Consider the following 25,438-nt stretch of genomic DNA (forward strand, 5'->3'; position numbering starts at 1 on the left):
GTATGTTTATTCTATTTTTTCAGACCAATAAACCTTCTAAAATACCCGCATTCGCTGATAATTTCCTGATAGTACTTTGTTTTTGAATAGGTGTCACGTAGTTGCTTAAAATAGACTCCGCTTCGTATAGATGCTCGATAGGTAAATTCATCAGATGAATAATATTGGTTTTGCTCACATTTGGCAGCCATAAAGCAGCATTTTGCCTTAAATTCTTTATCGGTTGATGCTTCCATTGCTTTGTTGTAGTACTCCAAGGCTTTTGCACAATCGAAGTATGGTTTATATCTAGGTGATTTTTGCTCGTCACGATAAATATATCCTACCGACAAACCTAGTATTGGTGATGAGAAAACATCGTGGGCATTACCATAATATGTCATATTGTATAAACCATTTGCCAGTAAAAAGTAGTATTGGGCTGCATTTTTAGGATCTGAAATCGCCTTGTTTTGTAGTTCTAGCAATCGTTGTACAAAAGTGTACTGCGAGAACACCTCGTTATTTTCCAAACGGAAATCACAATCGTGGCAATCGTTGATATGAATTATAAATGGATCGGCTTGCAAACCACCATTCCCGGAATTTGGACAAGCGTCAATCATATCAAGTGCCTCTTGAAACTTGTATTGATAAATCAAGCGAATTGCTTTGTAGGTAAATAGCGTAGCTCTTGAGTAAGGATGCAAACCGATGATGAACTTCTCAAAATCTGTTTTGTTGGGTTTGTCAATTAATACAATCAGCGAATTTATGTTTTCCTGATTATCGTAAAAAAGTTTATTTTGGTTATAATCCAAACATTGCGCTTTTACTGAATCGCCCCAGTTGCGGTATTTCTCACTTAGGCGACTCAATGCCCAGCTATTAATACACCCACTGCGTAGCGAAGGGTTATGACTCTCTTTTCCAAGCCAGATTAGCTCTTTAGCTAATTCACCCTCTGTTTTAGTTTCTGGTTTTGTGTATTGTTCAATTCTACTCATTATTCGGAAAGCACGAATTTGTTCGTTGACAAGCTCATCGCCTTTTGAGGTGGATTCTGCCTTTGACAGATATTTTTCGGACTGTTTATAACTTCCCTGTGCTAGATTCAGATAACCTGCCACCAAATTCCACAGATATGGTTTATTGGAATTGCCCTCATTAGCTACTTTCTGAGAGAAATTAAGCAGATCGATATCTACCTTTTTTGTGCGCAAAGCATAGCCCGAATCGGGTTTGCTCCAATAGTCTTGATTTTTAATGAAATACTCCTCGTTAATATTTACGGCACGCACCAGAAGCAAATCAAGTAGATTCGATTTTGGATTAAGTTTATAAATCTCCTGCATTGCACGCAATGGGTCAACATAAATACCCAGCAGATGCCATAGAACCTCCTTTTCGTGAGTGTTTTGTGCCAATGCCAGTGAACCTTCCCAATCGGACTCTTCTTGCGGGTGAAAACTCATGAAACTTATTTTCTTCATCACCTCGCACTGGTCGAATATAATGGAATACAGGTAATTGGCTTGACTGAAATTTTTTAACTTATAGTTTGAGGCTGCCACGTATCCCATTGCACGGTAAACAATGGTATTTTTTGATGTGAAAAGATTTAAATTCTGATTATAAAAATTGATACAATCCTCGTACAAACCTGCCTGATAAAGCAGTCGTGTATTCTGGAAAGCGTAACGTTCTTTAATAAAAGGAGATTTGGTAACGGTCATTGACTTTTTCCCACCAACCAAAAGTTTTTCCATTGTTGCCTTATCATTTCGAGGGTCAATTGTGTTTTCATCTGTCCACCATCCGGGAGCATAAGTAGTAAAGGGTTCGCAGCGTTTTGCAAAACCAAGGTAGAAAAGAAATTCTTTGGATAATGCTTTATCATCGAATGCTAGAAGTGAATTGCTTTTCAGTTCACTTTTTATGGGAAATGTATTGTTTCTCAGAAAGAATATGCAAGTATCAATTTCACCAATTCTTGATTTGTAGACTATTGAATTCAAATCCTTGGCTTTGACTTTATCAGCAAAAAAGGTTTTCCACTCTTCAATATTGGTTGAATCCATTATATGCACTGCATCCCGGTAATAATCGCTACTATAGAAGTTTTGCACGGATCTGTAAAAAGGTTTCGATTCGGGAGTATTGCTGGTTTCGGGCGCAAAAAAGGAGTTGTAGAAATCGCTAAAATCTTCTCCACCAGTACAAGCCAGTACAATTCCAGTGGTTACTAGAAGAGCAGCACTAATGGTAAGTGCCAAAAATTTTTTCGAAATCTTGCTTTTCATAGTGAGATATTATTAATGAGTCGAGATGAAAAATGGCTACAGATCCTACATGTTTAGACAGTTTGCTTTTGAGTTGTTGAGCAGCTGTATTGCATTGTGATGGTGTGATTTCTTCAACTTTTACCACATCGTTTTTCATAAAGTAAAAACCTCGGAAAAAGAACGATTTAGAAGAGGTAAAGGTTGAAGAATTGAACCGTGTAAAATTAGCGTTATTTTCAAAATCCGATGAATTCATGCTGTTTAAAAGCTCAATTACCTTGCCATTGCGAACATGAATGCCCCACGAAAAGGCTGGCAAGGCTACATTGAGGGGTAGGGGATAGTCTGGCAGATAATCAATGTATTTGGCTGCATCCATGGTATTAAAAACAGAATTTGGTGAGGCATCAGGGATTATTTTGCCCATGTTGTAGTACATCAACATACCCCTATCTACGGGCGGTATGCCAGTAATATTTTTATATTTTACCTGATGTAGGCGAATAGTTGCCGAAAGTGTTTTTCCTTGTTCGTGCAGTTTCGTTCTGAGAACATCAAGTAATGCGAAGTAATTGCTATGAGTATTATCACTCCAGTCACAATCCATTTGAAGTTCGCAAAATGCGATATTTTTGCTTGATGCTATATTTTGAACCTGCGTTAGGATTTTTATAGCCAAATCGGTAATGTCTTGATATTTTGATTTTTGCAGCGTTTTATTTACGATGTATACAACGGGTACAACTTCGTAGCGTGGCAATACATCATCAACAAAACGAATTTTTGCAATTGGTACTGCTTTTCCCGATGGTTCGTCCAAATCAACATCAAAAAAGCGGATGTAGAGTTTCGAGATGTTTAGCTCTTCCAAGCATTTCCTTTCCGATTGGGAAAGATGGTAAACCGATTTCCAGTAATAGAATGATCGATGCGTTTCATGCTTACAAGCATTGGTAAGCAGTATGGTAATGAATGTAATGGTGATTTTTAAGCGGTATCGGTTCATCCTTTAATTAATCGGTAAAAATAAAGATGCAATTTTATTTTAAGGATGTTCAATGATTCCTAGCCCTAGTTGTTTGCTCAATTTTTCAATTTCGATTTTGGCAGAATCAAGTGTTTCTGATTTTTTTACAGGCATTATCTGTTTGTTGGCTGAATCGTAAAGGATTATTCTAAAATCTTGATTAGATATATCAAGGGATCTACTGCCCTGACTATATGTTCTCCATGTTTTATTCGATTTCTTGATTCCAATTTTCATATCTGTTGAAATTTCTAACCATTTCCCAACGCTGATTATTCCAAACAGGTTATTTGAGAACTTAATCCGTTTTTTATCAAAATCAATAAGCGTACTTGTTGAACTAAACCCAACAAATGCACCAAGGATAATTAAGAATAGTCCAGATAGGGAAAAAAATACCAGTATTATTCCTGTTACAAATATTGTTATTCCTGCCACCATTCCAATTGGACCGAATGATTTGTCGAGTTTGTTGTTTGTTGTCATTTTTTTTATTTTAGTTATATAGTTCATAGTTAGTGCTTCTTCCTCCTGATGGTTCCTTACGAAGTATACTTTTGCTCATTAAATCCTGAATATCCCTAAGTGCGGTATCCTGAGAACATTTTGAAATCTTCGCCCATTTTGATGTTGTTAGTTTACCATCAAAACCTTCCAGTAAATGATTAATTATCAGTTGTTGGCGTTCGTTAAATATTGTTGTTGCATGTTGTTTCCAAAACTGCGCCTTCCCGAGCACTTTGGCAAGTATAGTATCCGATGAATTCAGTGCATTCAGCAGACAATTTAGGAACCAATAAAGCCAATCGGTAACATTCAAATTACCTTTTTGTGTGCTTTCTAGGATATTATAATAACTTTTTCTCTCAATTCTGATTTGAGCCGACATGCTGTAAAAACGCTGATGACTTTCGTCTGCTCTTGCCAGTAGCATATCGGTTAAGGCACGTGCAATTCTTCCATCCCCATCGTCAAATGGGTGAATTGTAACAAACCACAAATGTCCTAATCCAGCTTTAATTACTGGTTCGAGATGCTCATTTGCATTAAACCAGTTGATAAAAGCATCCATCTCTTTTGCAACGATTGATGAATCAGGAGCTTGAAAATGAACCTTTTCTTTCCCCATTGCTCCAGATACAACCTGCATAGGCCCAGTTGAATCATTACGCCAATTGCCAACAGTTATTTTATGCAAACTGCTTCTTCCCGCTGGAAATAGAGCCGAATGCCAACCAAATAATCTATCGTCGGATAGGGGAGAGTTAAAATTACGTGTTGCATCCATCATTAAATCGACCATCCCATCAACATTTCTATCGGATACTACCAACCCTGCAATATCCATCCCTAAATGCTTGGCAACTGATGAACGAACTTGTTCTGGGTTTAAAAACTCCCCCTCGATTTCGGTTGACTTAAGTACATCTAAAGTCATTGTTTCCAAAATGGCTTCATTCCTTAAATCAAAACCTAGGTTTTCCATTTTACCTATCACTTTTCCCTGTAAATTTCTTACCTTACTTAGGGTTGATAGTAAAACATCATTATTCCATGTAAAATTGGGCCAATCCTTAAGTTGATGTATATACATGATTATTCTCCGCAAAATATGCGGTAAATATAAACCTTATTCTCCGCATCACAAAATATTTTCCGCAAATTTTGCGGATTAAATGAGGATTATTCTCCGCAAGGTGAACTTTGGTTTAATAATTTATAATGGTTGACCATAAGGAATATTGATGCATCTTGGTTGTGCTTGTATTTTTCTTAAATAAATTATGAAGGCTTTTTGTCTATCGGCTTTCTAGATAATGAGCGGGCGTTAGTTTTTTAAATTCTTTATATAACCTTCAACTCCATCGTAAAACATATTTATTTCTCTTTTACCAAAAAATGATTTAAATCGATATTCAGCAGATAAATTATCTTTATTGTCTTTAGGTTTATCAGTAGAATGTAATACTACATCAATTTTAGCATTATGCCTAACATTTCTTGCTAACAATTGCCTTAACTCAAAATCTGCCATTGGGAAAGAATAACCCATGAAAATTATTTTTGAAGCTTCCGAAAGTTCAATACCAGCATTTTGCCAAATTAATTTTAACTGGACATTATTTAAATCCTTTAGAAATGTTGGCATTATCAATTGACTACCTAATAATGCGCCACCATCACTAGTATGTTCATTGCTGAAATTTCGTTCACATATTCTACAAATAGGTTTATTTACATATTCGTCAATTGCTATTTTTTCAAAAAATGTTACGAATAATCTTTGGCAACGTTTACAATGTAACCAGTTCATTGAACCATGTAATTTAAGCAATTTTATATTATATAATCCCATGCCTAAAGCAAGTAAGCCAGGTATTACTTGTTCGTTTCTGTCATATGGAGTTGTATAACAACAATAGTCAACTATGCCTTCGGAGTTTTCTATTTTACGTTTAAAGGAATTATCAATTAAAATATCCCAGTTAGTTGATATTAATGCGAAAGGATCATTTTTTTTATGTGATTTTCTCAAGGTTATTAGATAGTCAGTGAAATTTTCAATATGTCCACCTTTTGTTCGAGTAAAATGAAGTTTATTATTCAACATCATAATGATTAGACCATTAATTTTTTGCCTTAGATCAATCAAATCTTTAGGAGAAATATTTCTAAACGCCAGATTATCAATAATACATCTGTCTATTGGTGTATATATATCTTCAAGACTTATTTTCCCAAAGTTATTTTCATCCATAAACATTGTATCTAAAAGGAAATTTTTAAAATCATTTCTATATTGTATAAATATTTGTCGATAATCAGAAGGTAGTTTATCATTTTTAATCTTGAATATTTCATCTATGAGTTCAGATTGCAATGGAGCATTTGCGCTTTTAGAAAAACCTGCTCCTAGGATATAGATTGTTTTATTCATCTTGATGTAATCTTTTGTAGTTATAATACTTTGCCAAATTGCCTTTTAATGCCTGCTAACAAATTATTTTTTCATACAACACTCCCATTCTGAAAGAATGTATATGAGTTCTTGATATTTCACCTACTAAGTTACCAATTAATTTCATCCTTCCAGTCCAAAAACCTAAACAAAAAAATGAAATATAGTTGACTGTAAGTAATAAAGTTAATTTTTAGAAATTTCGTAAATCTTATACCAATAGAAAAAGGCTTCGGGGTTTGATTTTTTTAATCGATTCAATTTTGAATTCAGGGATTCACCTATAATCCAATCTTTCATTTGTAATGGATTACCATATTTTTCAATGGTTTTGGCATCGTTCTTTATTAAAGTGGCAAGATAAGCTGCTTTTGAGGCATGCGTTATGGCTTTTTCCAAATGGTAACTTTCGGAAAATACAAACCGTGTAACTCTTTGAATACCCTGTTGTAATTGGTTGAGGTCGCCTTTGCCGTCTACTCCTCTTGTTACTATGCATAGAGCAGTCTGAAAAATATCCTCCAGTACATCCTGTTCCAAAATGGTATTGTTTGCCCTATAATCAAGTTCGGTTGATGCAAATTTTTTAAATGTTGCTTTAATTGTTTCAATATCATTAACACTATCAAATAGGTTGCCAATATCGTATAGCTGTTTAATAATCTCCATACTCATGCTATCCCCGTTTTTGAAGTAGGGAATTCCTGTGGTATTCGGTGCAAAAGCAGTTAGCTTATCTCCTGTAATATCATCCAAACTAGGCGATTTAACGGTTAAGGGAGTGCCAACCTCAGGTGCAAATAGTGATTGAATATTAATTTGAACAATGTTTTGATAATGTATATCCTCAAACAGGATATCGAGCAGAACAAATTCTTCGTCTTTACTGGTCTTATGTAAGGGGTTGTAAAAGAATTTATAGTGGGTTTTATCAATCTTCGAATTTGCATTTCGGTGATGCAACTCTTTTCTTAAGAAACCTTGTTCGGTTGCAAGTATATCCAGCAACTTATCCAAGTTGTTAGGTTTCTCAGGTATTATGATATCAATATCTATAGATAATCTTTTGTATGAATTAAAATGAAGCATTAACGCTGTACCACCCTTAAATACAAACGACAGTTCTTGTTTTACAAGCCCTTCTAATAGCAAAAGGGCACGAATTACCTTTTCAACCAGTATTTTATCGGCATTACGATTTGCTTTTGAAACCTTGTTTATCCAGTCAATCGTTAAATTTTCTTTGTCAATCATATTCTATATATTGGCAGCAAATCGGTTTTGCTGCCGTAAATTTGTTGTTAAGTATTCTATTAAACTGTCTTTTTTTCTTCTTCTGTCGGCATAACGTAGCATACGGTTTTCATTTACGGCGTATTTACTCATTGCCTCCTGAAAAATATTCCTCATCTCTGAACCCTGTTGAGCAGCAAAGATTGTATCATCACAAAAAATGTCGACCAACATTTTCTCAATGGTGGGGGTATTGATACGATCTATTATCTGTACGGGGGCTTCGGAAACCAGTGATTTTACAATTAAAGTTTCTTTCTCATTAGGTAAGTATTTTTCAATAATATCCTTAGTGGGTTCAATGAATACAGAGTATTTATTCTCCTTTAAATAAAAGAAAACGGATTGAGTTGCTTCTTTTTCAACTTCAATAAGTATATAGAAGCGTCCAGGTTGATGAATCATAAATTCATTGAAGGAGGATGTACTCCAAATACATATCTTTAAATATGGAAATTCCTTCTTGAGTTTAGAGTGAATTGATTTTATTTTGGTTGAAATTGTTGGGATATATTTTTTACCCGTACCTATCGCAAATTTTCCTCTTCCAATTCTTTTTAAAATCCCGGTTTGAACTAAATTATAAACCCTCCAATTTGTGGTTGTAGTTTTAATTTGAGGTTCAATTTTTTCGTAAAATACGCTAATATCAGATGTTTCAAAGACTTTCTCATCTTTGAAATAATCTTTAAGTTGGTCAATATATAATTTATTGATTGCGATATTGAAATTAGTTTGGGAACAAATATAATAAAAAACTATATATCGGCACTAAAAATAAATTGCTGCCGATATATAGTTAAGAAAAAAGATGTTACTCCTCAAAATATTTAGCACTATAGTTTCCCCATCCGTTAAACTTGGTTAAAAACTGTTAAGTAGTTTTTAATGCTATTGATTGTTGGCTAATACTGTTTTTATTTTGCTATTCGTAAAGTATATCTAGTTAATGAAGTTTGTTTTGAAGTTGTTTTTTTGAAAAAATTAATGGCTATGGAAACAAAAAAATCTTTTCGGGCAATCTTGGCTCTGATAATAGTTATTGCAGGATTTTGCTGCTTTGCACAGCAAATAAATGCTCAAGAGGTTACAAAAAAACCCAACAAACCCGATGTAAAAATTAAGGTCAACAAGCAGTTTGACGATAAGGGTAATGTTACCCGCTACGATTCAACCTATTCCTACTCATGGTCGGGCAATGGACAGATGCCCACGGATGTAGATTCGATACTAAGAGGGTTTAATAAAAACTTCTTTTTTAGGAGCAATTCCGATTCATTGTTCAACGGTATGGGGTTTGGCTGGCCAATGGAGGATGATCCCTTTTTCAACCATCCATTTTCACATGACTTTAATAAGCAATTCGAAGAGTTTTTTAGGGGTGGTAATATGTTCCCATCCGATTCTTCCTCTGGGAATAACCCGAACGATCTTCTTCGTAAGGATTATAGGGAGATCTTAAAACAGCAGCAGCAAAGAATGGAGCAATTCTTTAGGCAACTTCACCAAAATCGGCAGCCATTGATCCCTGCACCCGATGACACAATTCCTCAGAAGCAATTGCCAAAAGAGAAGGTTAAGCCTGAAAATCAAAATAGTAATCGCATTAAAAAAACCGAAAAGATAATTACCGTATAGGAACACCCTAAAAATCTACAATCAAAATACAAACCCAATTTTCTATGGATATTAAAATTGAAAATCTAACCAAAAAGTATGGTTACCAGAAAGCCGTTGACAATATCTCGTTCAACGTAAAGACGGGCGAAATCGTCGGTTTTCTTGGCCCAAACGGTGCCGGGAAAACCACCACCATGAAAATTATCACCAACTACCTGAATTGCGAGGAGGGTGAGATAACAATTGGTGGAAAATCGATTAAGACCAATGCTGAGGAGATCAAGAAACACATTGGTTACCTGCCCGAAAGCAACCCGCTGTATAACGATATGCCAGTTATCGATTATCTCGAATTCTGCGCAGCACTACAAGGGATTGAGGATAAATTCATCCCCGGACGTGTAAGGGAGATGGTAAAAGTTTGCGGGTTGAACGCCGAAAAGCACAAAAAAATTGGCGAACTCAGCAAGGGGTATCGTCAGAGGGTGGGATTGGCGCAAGCTATGATTCACGATCCCGAAATCCTAATCCTCGATGAGCCTACAACGGGTCTTGACCCAAACCAGATTGTTGAAATCCGTCGGTTGATCCGTGAGCTGGGAAAGGAGAAAACGGTTATCCTAAGCACCCATATCCTCTCGGAGGTTGAGGCTACATGCGATAGGATTTTGATTATTAACAACGGTGCAATTGTTGCCGATGGAACAGCCGAATCGCTACGTAAAAAGGCCAAGGGCAATGAGGTGCTTTCTGTTCGAATTGAGGATGGAGATGCCGATGCTATCTACAAAACCCTAAAGGCAATATCAACTATTGATTCTGTTGATTTTACCGATCGATCCAAAAATCGATTTGAAATTCAGAGCAGCGTGGGTAGTTCCTCGAAAAGAGAGATCTTCAATGTATGCGTTAAGAATGGTTGGGTTCTCACCGAAATGACCCCATCCGAAACCAAACTTGAGGATATTTTCAGGGAACTAACTCTTAACTAATAATGTGTTTTTATAAAAAATGATTAACGAATAATGATTAACGAATAATGATTAACGAATAATGATTAACGAATAATGATTAACGAATATTGATTTATGAAGATGTAAAAAACAATAAAGTTCGCTTTAAGGATTCTATAAACTTCAAAAATCTGAAATCGTTATTCCTTGTTCTTAAATCAATTATAAATTTAAATAGAAGTAAATAAAATGAAATCTATTCTAATAATCACACTACGAGAATTAAATTCATTCTTCGATTCGCTGATTGCCTACATAATTCTGGCTCTTTTACTGGGCTTTACTGGATTCCTAACTTGGATTAGAGGATTTGGTAATTCGGATGTATTTATGCTAAATCAAGCAACCCTTGCTCAATTTATTGGGGTTGCATACTGGACACTCTTTTTTATTATCCCTGCATTAACTATGCGACTAATTGCTGAGGAGAAAAAAACGGGTACAATAGAACTCCTTCTGACCAAAGCAATTTCGGACAGACAGGTTGTTATTGGCAAATTTTTATCAACGTTACTTCTGATTTGTATTGCATTGCTGCTTACACTGCCATACGTTATTACAATCGCTTCTATTGGAAATTTGGATTTAGGCGAAGTAATTTGTGGGTATCTAGGGCTGATCCTGATGAGCGCAACCTATATCAGCATTGGTCTTTACGCTAGCAGTATTACAAGTAATCAGATTGTTGCTTTTCTGGCAACTCTCTTTATCGGTCTCTTCTTCCACATCATCTTTGACCTTTTGAAAGGTGCTGCAACAGGCTTTATTGGCGATTTCTTTAGTATGCTCAGCCTTTCCACCCATTTCGAGAGTATCGCACGAGGTGTGGTCGATAGCAAGGATATCATCTACTTCCTATCCATTATCATCCTTGGGCTATTCCTAACCGAGGTGTCGCTATCGAAACGAAAAATTTCAGGATAAGACCGAATAATCAATCTATAATCATGGAGAAAATGAAAAATAAACTATATATCACCACACTATTGGTAGTAGCGATAGTGCTGATAGTAAATCTGATATCGCAAGATTTTTTTGTCCGACTCGATTTTACCCAAAATGGACAGTACACTTTGAGCAAAGCAACAAAGGATATTCTAAGGAATCTTCCAGAACCAGTAACGGTTAAGGCCTACTATTCCGAAAATCTTCCACCCGATGTGGCACGAGGAAAAAAGGATATCAAGGAGATTCTGATTGAGTACAATAATATATCGAAGGGTAACCTTGTTTACGAATTTATCAACCCAAATAAAGATGAAAACTCCGAGCGTGATGCTACACAGGCTGGTGTTCGCCCAGTGATGATAAACGTTAGGGAGAAGGATCAGGTAAAGCAGCAGAAAGCCTACATGGGCGTTGTTGTATCAATTGGCGAAAGGAAAGAGGTTGTTCCATTTATTCAACCTGGAAGCGCAATTGAATATACCCTTACAACTGCCATTAAAAAGGTTTCTATTGCTGATAAACCAACAGTCGGTCTTTTGCAGGGACATGGAGAACCTGGAGTTGGGGATATCACCCAAGCATATAACGAGCTATCCATTTTGTATCATGTTGAGCCATTGACTCTAACCGATACAACCAAAATCCCCGATAGATTTAAAACCATTATCGTTATGCGTCCCGAGGATAGCATTTCACCACGACATCTTGCTCAACTCGATAACTTCATAGCAAAAGGCGGCAAAATGGCTGTTGCCATTAGTAGGGTAAAAGCCGATTTGCAGAATGGCAATGGATTGGTTAAAAATACTGGGCTTGAATCGTGGTTGAAAAATAAAGGAATTGTTGTTGACGATAATGTTGTAGTTGATGCCCATTGCGCTTCGGTTCAGGTGCAGCAACAGCAGGGTACTTTTAGTTTTGTAACAAGTATGCAATTTCCATACATTCCAATTGTATCGAAATTTGCCAAACATCCGATAAGTAGTGGTCTCGAAAATGTTGTAATGCAATTCCCCAGTACCATAACTTATACAGGCGATTCAAACATAAATTACACTCCAATAGCTTTTTCGTCGGATAAATCGGGAACTGAAAAGGCACCTATTTATTTCAACATCCAACGCCAATGGACACAGACCGATTTTCCAAAGAAGGGTGTTGTTCTAGGAGCAATTTTCGAAGGGAAACTGTCTGGTAACTCCAACTCAAAGATGGTTGTAATTGGTAGTGGCGATTTTGCCATAAATGGATCAGGTGAAAGGCGGCAGCAACTCCAACCCGATAATGTAAACCTTTTGGTTAACAGCGTGGATTGGCTTTCCGATGATACTGGATTAATTGGCCTGAGAACAAAGGGAATATCATCACGCCCTCTCGATGAGAAATCGGATGCAACCAAAGCCATTCTAAAATGGCTAAACTTCCTACTGCCAATTTTGCTGATATTGGGCTATGGCTTTGTTAGATCGCAGGTAAACAGGAATAAACGTATTAAACGCATGGAGGAAAGTTATGTCTAAAAAATTTAACAATAAGTATTTGCTAATTGCCTTTGCAGCGCTGATACTACTATTCGTTTTTGTAAAGTTTTACAGATCGGTAAAAACGGAAAGCACCCTTAAAACCGATATCGTTAAAATTGATACCGTTAAGATTAGCAAAATTCTTCTCTACCCATTGTCCGAAAAGGGGATGGAGATAGTATTCTCCAAGGAGGGAAAAGAGTGGAAAGCAAGTAATGGTAAGATTACTACCGAAACCCAGAAGAATACTTTAGGGAATTTATTATATCAGCTTATTGATATTAAGCCAAAACGATTGGCTTCGCGATCAAAGGATAAATGGGCTGAATATCAGGTAACTGATACCAGTGCAATACGGGTAAAGGTTTTTGAAGGAGAGAAAGAGGTACTCAACTTATATATCGGAAAATTCACCTACCAGCAGGTTAGTGATCCTTCTGGCAGTGGGAGAAATGGTGTGGTTGGAACATCTTATGTAAGGCTTGCCGATGAGAAAGAGGTTTATGCCGTTGATGGATTTTTATCATTCGGTTTTAACCAACCCTTTAATAGTTGGCGTAACCAATCCTTTGTTCACTTTAACAAATCGGATATAACCAAGATAACTTTCAGATATCCGGGCGATAGCAGCTTTGTTGCAGAGTTAAAGGCTAAGAAATGGACGGTTAACAATCAACCAGTTGATTCCATAAAACTCAATAATTACCTAGCGATGCTGGGAAACAAGACTGCATCTACCTTTGATGATAATTATACTCCAGTAGGAAATTCACAATTTCAGATAACCATTGAGGGCAACAACATGAGCAATATTACGGTTGATGGGTTTGCCAAGGATAATAGTAATTTCGTTATCAACTCATCGCTAAACCCAAAATCGTGGTTTACATCGGATACGAAAGGGTTATTTAAGGAGGTTTTTGTAGGTATGAAGGGATTTATGCCGGGTAAGAAAAAGCAGAAGTAATCAGTTTTTAAAGGCAAAAAGATTTAACGCAAAGTACGCAAAGTACGCCAAGTTTTCGCTAAGTTCGCAAAGGATGTTATTCATTAAATAAAATCTTTGCGATCTTAGCGTTTTCCCTTTGTGCACTTTGCGTTAAATCTTTATATAAATCGAAGATTAAACTTTAAACTCAAACGACCCGTTATACGCACCTTTTGATATAACATTTACATCATATTCCTTTACAGGTGCAACGTTTTCCCAAGCTCTTTTATAAACAAATTTTAGATTGGCTGTCCTCCCATCCGCTATTCCTTTAAAAACAAAGCTTTTTTCCATTGCCGCACCCGGCATTGGAGATGCAACTACAACCTCAAAAGCCAATTCCAGAACACTTTCGTACCCCGATTTTAGTATCCACTGATATCCAGTTGAGGGGACTCCTTTTGTAGTTACCACCAAAATGTTATTAATGGTAAGTTCAATATTTGCTACATTCTTAGCACTATTCTGGTCTGAAGATTCATAACCAAATTGAACTACTTGCTTATTTGGTTCAGCTTTTATTGCGATAACCAATTTATCGTTTGCTTCCTGGTTTAGTTCCATTTTTTTTAATTATTATATTTCGATAGCTTGTTAAAGTTTTATTATTGATTTGTAACAAATTGTTTTTGTGATATTTTGTGTTTTCGTGTTTTGGTGGCAAAGTTTTATAATAGCCACAAAATCACCAAGTCACCAAAATACACCAAAACGATTACCGAACTATTGTTTTTTAAAGATATATATAAATTAAGCATATCCAGTATAATACCCATAAGCAAAGCATAATGATAACTCTACCTCGCTAACAGGATTGCATTTAAATCAAAATAATGGGATTTTAAAGAGGGGTTCTATGGTAGAGACAAACCAAAAAGAGTTTTTAACGCAAAGACCGCCAAGTTTTTGCAAAGTTCGCAAAGGGTAATATTCATTGTATAAACACATTGACTTTTTGCAATTTATAATATTTTGCGGCTAAATTTTTAAAAAATTACCCCCTGCCCCCTAAAATAGGGGGTAAAACAGATTTTCGTGTATGCATTAATTTTCTTTCCACCCATTCACCAAAAAACAACACCAATTCCAATACTCAATTAGCCCTCTTTTCCCATTTAGGAAAAATCAAACAAATTACAAAAATCTGTTAAAGCCCCCTATTTAGGGGGTTGGGGGTTGATTGTAATTAGGAAGAAAAAAATATATCGCAGTTTGCGATAGTTATAAATACCCTTGTGTTTAGGTTCTTTCCAAAATATGGAGATTTAAATAAAATTAAAAAAATCACTCCTATCCGAATGTTAGAAATAGGAGTGATTCTGTAAATGATCTTAAATCAGAATTTATTTAATGCTTGTCTTTAACGTGATATTTTTTTGATTTAAGAACAAGGAATAACGATTTACGATTTCTGATGTTTGCAAAATCAGCTTGTTTCCTGAAATCTTCTAAAATCTCAAATCGTTAATCCTTGTTCGATATTCAATTGGATTTAAGTTTCTGACTTTATGGGCACATTATTTAAATGCCAAATAGATATCCTCGGCCTTTAATATTACTTTCATTGTTTGCTTAAAGTCGGTGTAAATGCTTGCTGGTAAAGTGGCATTATTTACACTTACTTTTCTTATAAGTTTTACCTTGTTTCCGGCTAGTTTTACAATTTCCAGCGAGTATTTTATGTAAGATTTATCGAGTTTAAAGTTTGCTGGGAGATCCATAAAGTTTAAGCCATTAGGTAATTCTAAAGTAACCTCAGTTTCATAGTAATCGCAATCCTCGTATTTCCAGTAAAGAATTGGTTGTGTTCTTTTTTCCTCAAGGAAGGCATTGGTTGTAAAAATATCCTCGAAGAAAACGGGCTTAATTGCCTTAAGGCCTCCAAGTTCAATTATCTTATTCTCAATGGTATAATCACTCGAAATGGTTACAGTTTCGTTTCTGTTATCGAGATTCTCAATGTTATACGAATTTAGCTTAGGTGCTCCAGAATACTCATTACTAATCCTTTTAACTATCTTTTCCTTTATCTCATCGTTTGTTAGGCCAGAATAGTCGTAACGATAGCTTTCAGCCAGATTTCCGAAAGCGGTAAGTTTTGTAGTGGCTTTTAATTGATCATCCTCAATTTTAACGTTAATTTCCCGTTTATACTTGCTCTTATCAATAGAGGTATTAGGAATATGTATCAGCGAGTTACCCACGGTATCCGTTTCGGAGTTAGGTATTATTAAGGCCTGAGAGTTTTGCAATTTTGTTGGTACATAGCCAAATGGCAGATAGTTGTCGGTTAGCTCTTGGAATAAGGTTTTTCCATCGATATCAATTTTAACAATACAATGATTGAAATTAATGGATGGAAGTTTTATCGCCTCCTCGCCTTTGTCCCTAGTATTAACAAGCACTAAGTTTGTTTTAATTCCTGCTTTTCGGGCAAGGGTAAAAAACAATGTTGATAAGTCCTTGCAATCACCTAACTGCGTGCTTACTGTAACCATTGGTTTAAGAGGCACGAAACTACTTTGACGGAAATCTACGGAGCTATATCTTATATTGGTACAGATGAATTCGTAGATAGCCTTTGCTTTTTCAAAATTGCTTAGCTCAATCTTATTCTCAAAAATCTTATTGTAGATTTCATTCACGTTATAATCCTCTTTGGCAATAGGCATAACCAAATCGCTGTACCAATGCGAAATGGTTTTCCAATCCTTAACGGTAGAAATACTCAATGTCATACCAACCTCACTTAACGTTGGCATGTATGATTCACTAATACATTTTTTAGGATCAGCAAAACTCCATTCGTAGCATTTGTAATCATCTACTGAATAAGTTTTTGGCTTAGTGTCGATTAAATTGGTTTTTATCTCGAATTTATAGTCTTGAGGTGTAAAAATCTTAAACATCGATTTGCGGGTTGGCACATAATCGTTGAAAACAAAATCGTTCCAAAACTCTTTTCTGAGTTTGCCATAGGTGTATCGTTCAATTCTGTATTCGTAATATATTGCATCGCCAACCTCAAGCGAAGGGAAAACAAGATCGTTGTAGTTTTGCTCAGCTGTAACTTTTTCGCCATTCTTTTTTACTACTTCCGCTTTCTCAATAATCAGATTATCAGTTGATCTATTATACGGAATAGAAGTTTCCTTCCACTTTTCAATACCACTATTGTTAAGCATCCTTATTGATGAGCTAGAATATTCAACTGAAGCACCTTCTGGGAACACAACAAAGCTTTGATTGTAGAAGATATATTCGTAATTATCATCGCTTTTTAGAGGATCTGCCAACGCCTTTTCGATGTCTTTATATGCATCTTCAATTTTAAAATAGGACACAAGCGGTTTCTTACCTTGATATTCCCTTAGCTTTTCACGTGCTTCGAATAAATTAGGGTTATAATTTATTGCCTTTTCAAGATCGGCGATAGCCTCAGCCTTCATCCCCAATGCTTCCTGAAAGAAGGCTTTATCGTGCCAATATGATGGACTATAGGGTATATTCAGTAGTGCTTTCTCAACAATTTCCAATCCTTTCTTAAACTTTTCGTTTTTATAGTAAAATGAAGTTAGATTATTTGTTGATTTAGTTTCTTCGGGGAAAAATTGGTACTGCTTAATCAGCAGCTGTTCAATCTTTGATTTTTTTCCTAAGTTCTCGTATTCCTTTACAAGTAATTCTAGAATCTCATAATTGAAATTCTTAGCAAGGTACGCTTCGAGGAACTTAGCAGCATCATCGGTTGATTTACTTTGCTCTTTTATTAGATAATAACCAACCGTGGTAAAATATTGATTTTCGGGGTAGCTGTTTAGTGCATCCCTTAAAACTGAAATAAGCTTTTGATAGTCTTTCTTGGCTGCCAAAACTTTCATTTGACATTGTATGTAATCTTCATTAAATGCTCCCGATAACTCCTTGATTTTATTAAGATGTTCTTCGGCTTCAACGTAATTACCTTTATTGTAGGAGATATTATAATCATAAACAGCAAAGAAATAGAGGTTCGGATCAATCTTTCTTAATCGTTCTATTTGCTTCAACAGCTCAGTTCTATTATCAATTTTATTGTAGTTTAATATCAGCTCATAGTTGGTAAGAATATTATTGGGATAAATCTTTAACGCTTTATTGAGAACATCAATAGCTTTATTTACATCACTTCTGCGGAAATAAGCCTTAGAGAGCAGTATGTAGTTAATTATGTTGTTGGGTTGCTCAGCTATTTTCTTCTTAAAAAATGATTCTGCAAAATGTTCAATCTTTGGATTGGTTACTTCTTCCTTTGCTTTTGGGTATGGCTTATAAATGCTTGAATACGTAAGACCCTTAATTGGTTGATATTTTGAATCAACAACTCTTAAAATATAGTTTGGATATGCAGTATTTTGGGTGTATCCAAGCTGAATTAATATTCTATTGTTGCCCTTTTTAAGTTTTACTTTACTATTATAGATGTCGAGTTCGGTTACAAATTCATCCTCATTTTCAATAACCATATTATCATTAATCCAAAGTTTTAAAGATCCACTGCCTCCCAAGCTAAGGGTAACATCCATGTCCATTGGGCTATTCAAAAATGTTTGAGCGTAAACTATTGCCTGACCTGCAACAACGTGGTTTCCTATTGCAGTCCAAGGATCTTTTTGAAACGCTGCTGACCTAAACCAGCCTATTTTTGAGTTAGTTGCCGAAATAAATGATGCATCGGGTTGTGGTTGATCAATTGGTGGGTACTTTTTATTAAATCCACTCCCTGAGGTATTATCGAATGGGCCTGTCATTTGCCATTCTTTTATGGAACCAACCTCCGACCAAACTTTTTGAGCTTCCTCAAAATTGTTCGAGAAAAGATAATGCGCTCCAATAACGTATTTAGCTGCTGCTTGAATACTTCCCGAGGCTTTTGGCCCTAAAAGCATTTTTTTAATAGTTTCCAATCTACCGGTTTCCTTTTTGCCATAACCACCTGTTAGAGCATCGGTAAACCATAAGGAATAGAGGTAAGGTGAAGGATCGGACAATGATGGGTATGCTTTCTCCATCACTTTATAAATATCTTTTTTATTATCAATTATATTCAAAAGCATTAAAATAAACTGAGCATCTACCTTGGATTCAGGTTTAAGAATTGCTTGATCTATAAGAGTACGAGCCTGTTTTCTATCCCCCGTCTCTAGTGCTTTATAAATATCATCAATTATTGAAGCTTGAATATTTAGGCTTAATAATAGTAGTGAAAAAAGAATCAGTTTCTTCATATAAAAATTGTTAAAATATTTAGGGATTGAAGATATAAATAAATATTGCTTTTTTATTGGGATAATATTTTATTGATAAAAAATTTCTCAAAGATTTAATAATGACACCTAGTGCGATTTGAAAGAATGATTTTTGGATGATTGTTATACAATTATTGATTGGGATTGTGGTGGGATGAGGAAAAGTGCGGGAGGGTAGAAGAGGGTTATAGGCAATTAATTTTTCTTTTTTAGTCTTTTATCATATTTTAAAAACCAATCATATAATTCTTGATTTGGATACACTAACCAATTAATCCAATGCCCTGCTTTAGGCTCAACTGAAAATTTTAAATCCTTGTTTTTCCCTTCTAGTTTCTTTACTATTCTTTCAGTTTCTTCAAATGGAACAACAATGTCAATTTTCCCATGGAAAGCCCATATTGGCATATCAATTAGCCTGTCAATATTAATATCTATATAATCCATTTGACTTGTAAACCCACTCATTGGTGCAATGGCTGCAAATTTATTGGAATACTTTGCTGCAATATACCATGTGCCCGCACCTCCTAAACTGAAACCAGTTAGGTAAACTCTATTGGTGTCAATCCTAAACTTGTCGTTTACTTCTTTATAAAGATTTTCAAACCAATTATCTGTAGACCACCTAATATGTTCGGGGCATTGTGGGGCAATGATAATAAAAGGAAAATCTCTGCCTCTGTATATTTGGTCTGGGATTCCATCGGCATATAATTTGGTTAAATCTGTTCCTCTGCGTGATCCTCCATGCAAATAAATAATAAGAGGCCATTTCTTCAGTGAATCCTTGTTATAATCTTTCGGTGTGTACGATAAATATTGATAATTTACATTCTTTGGATTTTGATTTATACCATGGTAGAACGTTAAATCAAACTGCAAATCCCCTTTTTCTGTCCAATATTTTACTGTACCATTTAGCTGACCATTTAACCAGTTCTCATCCGCCTCCTTTTGTCCACTTTTATACCAACTTAAACATAGCCCATTGCGTAATCCATTTTTATAATTTCCAGTAAATTCAATCTGCCCATTATCATACCATTCCATGTATTTTCCCTCTTTTGTGTTAGAATGGTAATTACATTGATAATCTTCTTTAACATTCTTGTCAAACGAGCTATAGAAAGCATCCATTTGAATTTGTCCATTTTCAAAATAATCCCTTACGTGATATAGTTTGCTATTCCTATTAAACTCAATGATTCGTTTATAAATAATCGTATCATTTTTAGAAACCCCTTGTTTCAAAATAAGAGTATCAATATCTTGAGCTTGTAATAATCCTAAGCTAAATATCAATAATATGATTGTGGTAGTGTGCTTCATTTTAAAAGGTCAAATTGTACGTTGTAAATTCAAGTGGGCATATAAATGTACTGAAAAATATTATTGCTCTATTATTCAAATTTATGAAACTACATTTACCACCCGCTTGAAATTATAGTATATTATTGACATTTATTCATTATAGAGTGCCTGTATTTCTTGTAAATTTAAAACTCTATCATAAATGCGCACTTCATCCAACGATATTTCACTCATACCCCAATCGCAGCTGGTTTGTAAGGCTCCATGAAATGTTAGAGGTTGTGAGTTAGCAATTAAACCCACGCTATCCATAACAGATCCTATTTCAATACCATTTATATAAAACTTTAATTGATTTCCATCATTTAAGGTGCCAACTAAATGATACCAACTATCACATGGGTAAGTTTGTTGTGTATAGACATATTTTTGAGGCGAAAAAGCATCAGATATTGAAAATCCAAAAATATAATTTGAACTGTTACCAGGGTCTGGTTGTGACCACATATAAAAACCTGGACCATAACGATGAAGTCCCCATTTTGCTATTATATAAGTTGGCGACCAGGTACCGGGAGGACAGCTTGGTTTTATCCAAACGGAGATAGTAAAAGTTTCGAGATTTGGGAAACTATCTGCTCTTGCGCCTACTTGATTAGAACAAGCCATGTTTCCATGTAATCCATAATTTGTTTTTCCACTTGTAAAACTACCCGAAGGTCCCATTGTAGCATTATAATTACCCAACTCATCATCAAGATTTCCATCAAATAGATAATGCGCTATTAATCCTTGTGTAGGAAATAAAGTTTTTTCAAGTTCCACAATAAGTGGAATACTATCATACTTTTTCAGTTCACTATTTGTCAATGTGTCAATAAATGTTTGATACCCTTCGCTTTCAATAGTTAGGATGTAGTCAGTGTATCCATCTTTAACGGTAGCAATATTATCAACTATTGAGTCTAGCTCTTGGGTATAACTGTAAATACCACTGGTGATATTCATATTTGCTTGTAACAATTGATCTGTACCAAATTCTGATGCATTAATTAAAAATTGGAAAGTTTCAACTTCTACTAATGGAAATCGAATCAATCCGAAATCTTCAGGCTTAAGTTTTTTAGTGCTTATCACTTCAATATTAACAGATTTGCTTTTCTTTTCTGCTACTTCAAACAATACTGGCAAGGGATCAGAGACATTTTGTGCCATTAATGAACCTTCAAGTGGGCTAGCATAAATAATACTATCCAAAGCATCAATAACATAAAACTCTGTTACTTTATAATTACCAACTGGAAGAGTTATTTTTTTTGTAATTGACGCATCAACCATTTTAAATAAATCCAACTCATATAAAGTATAATCTGTTGGACTTCCATTCTCTTTTTGAACAGTAATAATTACCTTTTCCGCATCATTTAAACTAAAGGTTTGGGAACTCTTAAGTCCGAGAGATTTTATTAAATCATTACCATTAGAGCTAACATTGAAGCTTACTTCAACTTTTTCAAGATTGTCAGGCTCTTTTTGGCATGAGTACCAAATTGTTGAGACGACAATTAGGCAAGTTAATGCTGTAATTGTCAGAGTTTGTTTTTTCATGGTTTTAAGTTATTAAGGTTAGTAAACAACCACCCTCAAAGAGGATGTCTTTAATATTTAGGATAACGCCAAAGGCGTTAGTTAGCCTACAATTAAAAGAACCTCCAAAAACAAAAAACTAAGAAATTTGGCAGCCAATTAAACCGTCACTAGTTACTTAAAAATAACAAACTTATTTACTGAGCTACCATAAAAGGCGGGATTTTTAAGTAACAATAAATTGGATTATGATGATTAAATATTGCCCATAATCATTTATCTGTTCGAATATTCTAAAATACACGCCAAATTTTGGCGTAGTTTATTTTTATATCAAAGATAATCCATTTTATAAACTGTCAAATGAACTTCGGATTCTAAGTTCTTAATATATGTAGATATGCCTCTTGTCGCACAAGCGATTACTATAAATAAAATGATATTATTGAATGGAGCGTTTTGAAATAATCATTTGTAATGCATTCACCTTTTTTGATAAATTTGTATTAATTCTACTTTGACAGATTAGCAAAACACACGAAAAATCAACCTAATTTACCCCTATCCCTAAAGGGTGTAGGTTGATTTTTCTGCTTTCTCCCTTTAGGGCAAGGGGTAAAAAAGCAGGAAAATCAAGTACAAAGTTAATATGGCAAAGTAGAATTAATCAGGATCCTATAAAAAATTAGTATAAAATAAAGCTATGATTAAAAGGATTATCCTAGTATCTATTTGCACTGTGTTTAATCTGGTTTCACTATCGCAGAGCGAGCAAAGCAAACAGATTAATCAACTAAAAGGCATTTTACTATACGCTTTAAAGAACAATAAACCCGATACGGTATCGTCCTTAATATCAAGTAGTGCGGGAAACGATGCTGAGATTATTAAAAATATCTGGAATAAAATATGCAATGAAATTCCGTACAGCGACACTTCACGAATTAATCTTCAAGTAAATCTCCTAGGAAATTATAACGATACAATTTACCTACAGTTTATCCCTTACTTCTCAAACCCAAAACCCATCGAAATGTCTTTCGAATCCTATAGCCCAATCTATAAGCTGATAAGGAAAAATCAATCGCTATTTATTAGTAAAGTTTCTTTTATCAACAGGGAAATCGATCATATTAAGTACGATACAAAAGTAAAGATTACTCCCTCCAATAGCTTTGCTGAGGTTAGATGTTCTCTTAATTTTAAATGGAAGCGAAACGGATACCGAAAGGCCGTTTTCAACCTTTATCCAGATTTGAAAATAAAGGAATTACTACTGAATAATCGAAAAATTGAATACAGCTATAGCTTCTACAACCTAATACTTTCAATTCCCGATGATATTGCGAATTCAGAGATATTCCATTTAGAAATATCGTACGAAGGGAAGATTAACGACGAGGATTATATGTTTATCCTCAAGGATGAAGGGATGCTATGCTTCAGACCATGGCTTCCTAATGCGAATAACCTTGCCGAATACTGGTTGAATACCGAAAATGCTTATGGCGATGATGATTTTGAGCAGAACTATGAGGTTACAATACCATCGGAATTTTACACTATTGCTGATTTTGGGCAGCTAACCGATTCAAAGATAATTGGTAACCAACGGGTAGAACAATGGAAAAGCACAGCGGGTGATCATCTGGGAATTATCTATGGGAAATGGAAAAAGCATGAAATAAAATCGGTTGGAAATATTAAGCCTATTATTTACCTAACGGATTATTCTGAGCCAATGCTCGATACGTTGACCCGAACGGTAAGCAATCTCATAGCTTTTTATAGCAATACATTTGGTGAGCCATCCAACAAAACATTTAGAATTGTTGATGCTCCCGTTTACTGGAATTGCGAAAATTACATCACTTCAAATTTGGGGATTATCGATCACGAGATGGCACATTACTGGTGGTACTCGCTAAAACAGAACTGGTTTTTTCATGGGTTAACGGAGTATAGCATTGCCCTTTTCTACCAGAATAAATATGGCGATGAAAATCTTTATAAGAGATTGGCAAAGTATTGGGATGAGTACTATGCTTATATCACCAGTAATCCCGGAGCATTGCTGAATAATAATCCCATGCTAGTTTACTACCTCAGCCCGATAATGCACTACAACTTGATGTGCGAAATGGGGCGCGATAATTATTTAAGGATGTGCCGAAAGCTTATTGAGATAAATTATGATAGGAAACGGTACTCGTATGAAGAACTTCTGGCACTTATTAAAGAGATAACCGGGCAGGATTACGATTGGTTCTTTAAGCAATGGCGGTATTCTACCGTAAAACCAATTTACACCCTCAATTACACATCAAAAGGGCAAGGAAAGGATTATGAAGTAACTTGCAACATCCATCAAAAATCAGGAAAATATAGATTCTCTTTAGATATTGCAGTTTACACAGATGTGGATACAACCTACAAAGCTGTGGAAATTCAAGATACTCTTACCACAATTGTTTTCAGTACCACCCATCCAGTGAGGAATATCGGCATAAACCCTTCAAATTCGCTACTGGCCTATAGAACCAAACGGGTAAAAAGCATTATTGATTTTACATCAAAGGAAAAAGAGTACAGTAAAGAGGGGCGATGGAGCAACATAATCGCACTTTGCGATACTATTATTTCAACCAAACCTCCAGCGCTATCGAAGTGGTATAAGGCGAAAGCCAATTATCAGGCAAAGAATAACCAGTTCCTTGAGGCTAAAAACTCTTACGAAAATGCCATAAAATGCTTCGATCCAACTATTGAGCGGTTGGATATGCAATCGAGTATCTATTTAGAGCTAGGAAAAACCTGCGATTTGCTAAAGCAGAGGGATACAGCAATATTTTACTACAATAAAATTATCCAATCCATGAATAGCCGACCCGAGGCAAAGGCAATGGCTTTGAAATATTTGAAGGAGGGGTATGTGAGGTAGTGGTGATAAGAGTTTTGGATTTTTGGAAGTTTGGAGAGTAGAGGTTGTTTATAATTAAACCACCCAACCCTCCTTAAAAAGGAGGGCTAATTGAGTACTGGAAATGGGTTTGTTTTCTGGTTAATGGGTTGGAGAAAAATCAAGGGATATACGAAAATCTGTTCAACCCCCTATTTTTAGGAGCAGGGGGTGAAATTTGAGAAATAACCTCCCAACCCTCCTTGAAAAGGAGGGCTAATAGAGTATTGGAGGTAGGGCTAATTTCTTGAAGAAAGTTTTGGAATATACATGAATCTGTTAAAGCCCCCTATTTTAGGGGGTTGGGGGTAAATGAAAACAGTTAATAGAGTACTGGAAATGGATTTATTTTCTGTGAATGGGTAAAAGGAAACCAATGTGTATACGTAAATCTGTTCAACCCCCTATTTTTAGGAGCAGGGGGTAAATTAAAAGAAAAACCTCCCAACCCTCCTTAAAAAGGAGGGCTAATTGAGTATCGGGAATGGATTTATTTTCTGTGAATGGGTAAAAGGAAACCAATGTATGTCTTGTCCTAAAATAGGTTGACAAAAAACCAAACAAAATGTCAACTTAAAACAGGATTAACATGAGAACAGTAAACCGCTACACGGACGAATTCAAGAAAAATGTGGTAAAAGAAGTTTTGGAG

Annotated in this window: 17 protein-coding genes; 6 read left to right on the forward strand and 11 right to left on the reverse strand. The window is 35.3% G+C overall.

The features are described from left to right. Positions 1-11: 11 nt before the first annotated feature. The 7 genes from HOO91_18140 to HOO91_18170 all read right to left on the reverse strand — a co-directional run bounded on the left by HOO91_18140 (position 12) and on the right by HOO91_18170 (position 7,948). Positions 12-2,282: a hypothetical protein gene (locus tag HOO91_18140; protein NOU19479.1), complete on the reverse strand. Its 2,271-nt coding sequence runs from the start codon at positions 2,280-2,282 to the stop codon at positions 12-14. Further along, on the reverse strand, positions 2,239-3,270 hold the full coding sequence (locus HOO91_18145) for a hypothetical protein (protein NOU19480.1): 1,032 nt from the start codon (positions 3,268-3,270) through the stop codon (positions 2,239-2,241). Before HOO91_18145 ends, HOO91_18140 begins: the two co-directional genes overlap by 44 nt. Positions 3,271-3,309: 39 nt before the next feature. Further along, entirely contained in the window at positions 3,310-3,777 is a 468-nt protein-coding gene (locus HOO91_18150; protein ID NOU19481.1) for a hypothetical protein, read from the reverse strand. A gap of 10 nt (positions 3,778-3,787) precedes the next feature. After that, positions 3,788-4,891, reverse strand: a complete 1,104-nt coding sequence (locus tag HOO91_18155) for a Fic family protein (protein NOU19482.1) — start codon at positions 4,889-4,891, stop codon at positions 3,788-3,790. 228 nt (positions 4,892-5,119) lie between these two features. After that, a complete protein-coding gene (locus HOO91_18160) occupies positions 5,120-6,229 on the reverse strand; it encodes a hypothetical protein (protein ID NOU19483.1) in 1,110 nt (369 codons plus the stop codon). 207 nt (positions 6,230-6,436) lie between these two features. Beyond that, positions 6,437-7,504: a nucleotidyl transferase AbiEii/AbiGii toxin family protein gene (locus HOO91_18165; protein ID NOU19484.1), complete on the reverse strand. Its 1,068-nt coding sequence runs from the start codon at positions 7,502-7,504 to the stop codon at positions 6,437-6,439. A 3-nt stretch (positions 7,505-7,507) separates the two neighbouring features. Next, complete coding sequence (locus HOO91_18170) at positions 7,508-7,948, reverse strand: hypothetical protein (GenBank protein ID NOU19485.1); 441 nt, start codon at positions 7,946-7,948, stop codon at positions 7,508-7,510. A gap of 588 nt (positions 7,949-8,536) precedes the next feature. Between HOO91_18170 and HOO91_18175 the strand changes: the two genes are divergently transcribed. From HOO91_18175 to HOO91_18195, 5 genes are all read left to right on the forward strand, one after another. Then, on the forward strand, positions 8,537-9,181 hold the full coding sequence (locus HOO91_18175; protein NOU19486.1) for a hypothetical protein: 645 nt from the start codon (positions 8,537-8,539) through the stop codon (positions 9,179-9,181). A 44-nt stretch (positions 9,182-9,225) separates the two neighbouring features. Continuing rightward, positions 9,226-10,155, forward strand: a complete 930-nt coding sequence (locus HOO91_18180; protein NOU19487.1) for an ATP-binding cassette domain-containing protein — start codon at positions 9,226-9,228, stop codon at positions 10,153-10,155. 210 nt (positions 10,156-10,365) lie between these two features. Beyond that, positions 10,366-11,100: an ABC transporter permease subunit gene (locus HOO91_18185; protein NOU19488.1), complete on the forward strand. Its 735-nt coding sequence runs from the start codon at positions 10,366-10,368 to the stop codon at positions 11,098-11,100. A 32-nt stretch (positions 11,101-11,132) separates the two neighbouring features. Then, positions 11,133-12,644 carry a hypothetical protein gene (locus HOO91_18190; GenBank protein ID NOU19489.1) on the forward strand — a complete coding sequence of 504 codons (1,512 nt, stop codon included), beginning with the start codon at positions 11,133-11,135 and terminating at the stop codon, positions 12,642-12,644. Beyond that, entirely contained in the window at positions 12,637-13,614 is a 978-nt protein-coding gene (locus HOO91_18195) for a DUF4340 domain-containing protein (protein NOU19490.1), read from the forward strand. The genes HOO91_18190 and HOO91_18195 overlap by 8 nt, the downstream gene beginning before the upstream one ends. A gap of 156 nt (positions 13,615-13,770) precedes the next feature. On the opposite strand, the gene HOO91_18200 is transcribed toward HOO91_18195, so the two are convergent. The 4 genes from HOO91_18200 to HOO91_18215 form a co-directional block, all read right to left on the reverse strand. Continuing rightward, positions 13,771-14,202: a protease inhibitor I42 family protein gene (locus HOO91_18200; GenBank protein NOU19491.1), complete on the reverse strand. Its 432-nt coding sequence runs from the start codon at positions 14,200-14,202 to the stop codon at positions 13,771-13,773. 953 nt (positions 14,203-15,155) lie between these two features. Beyond that, on the reverse strand, positions 15,156-18,905 hold the full coding sequence (locus HOO91_18205; GenBank protein ID NOU19492.1) for a DUF3857 domain-containing protein: 3,750 nt from the start codon (positions 18,903-18,905) through the stop codon (positions 15,156-15,158). Positions 18,906-19,121: 216 nt separating this feature from the next. Continuing rightward, positions 19,122-20,258, reverse strand: coding sequence for a prolyl oligopeptidase family serine peptidase (locus HOO91_18210; protein ID NOU19493.1), 1,137 nt, complete (start codon positions 20,256-20,258; stop codon positions 19,122-19,124). Between the two features lie 132 nt (positions 20,259-20,390). Then, positions 20,391-21,848, reverse strand: coding sequence for a DUF4458 domain-containing protein (locus HOO91_18215; GenBank protein NOU19494.1), 1,458 nt, complete (start codon positions 21,846-21,848; stop codon positions 20,391-20,393). A 682-nt stretch (positions 21,849-22,530) separates the two neighbouring features. Between HOO91_18215 and HOO91_18220 the strand changes: the two genes are divergently transcribed. Then, positions 22,531-24,768 carry a hypothetical protein gene (locus tag HOO91_18220; GenBank protein NOU19495.1) on the forward strand — a complete coding sequence of 746 codons (2,238 nt, stop codon included), beginning with the start codon at positions 22,531-22,533 and terminating at the stop codon, positions 24,766-24,768. The last annotated feature ends 670 nt before the right edge of the window (positions 24,769-25,438 follow it).

This window comes from Bacteroidales bacterium, assembly GCA_013141385.1.
In the GTDB taxonomy this organism is placed as follows: Bacteria; Bacteroidota; Bacteroidia; order Bacteroidales; family Tenuifilaceae; genus UBA8529.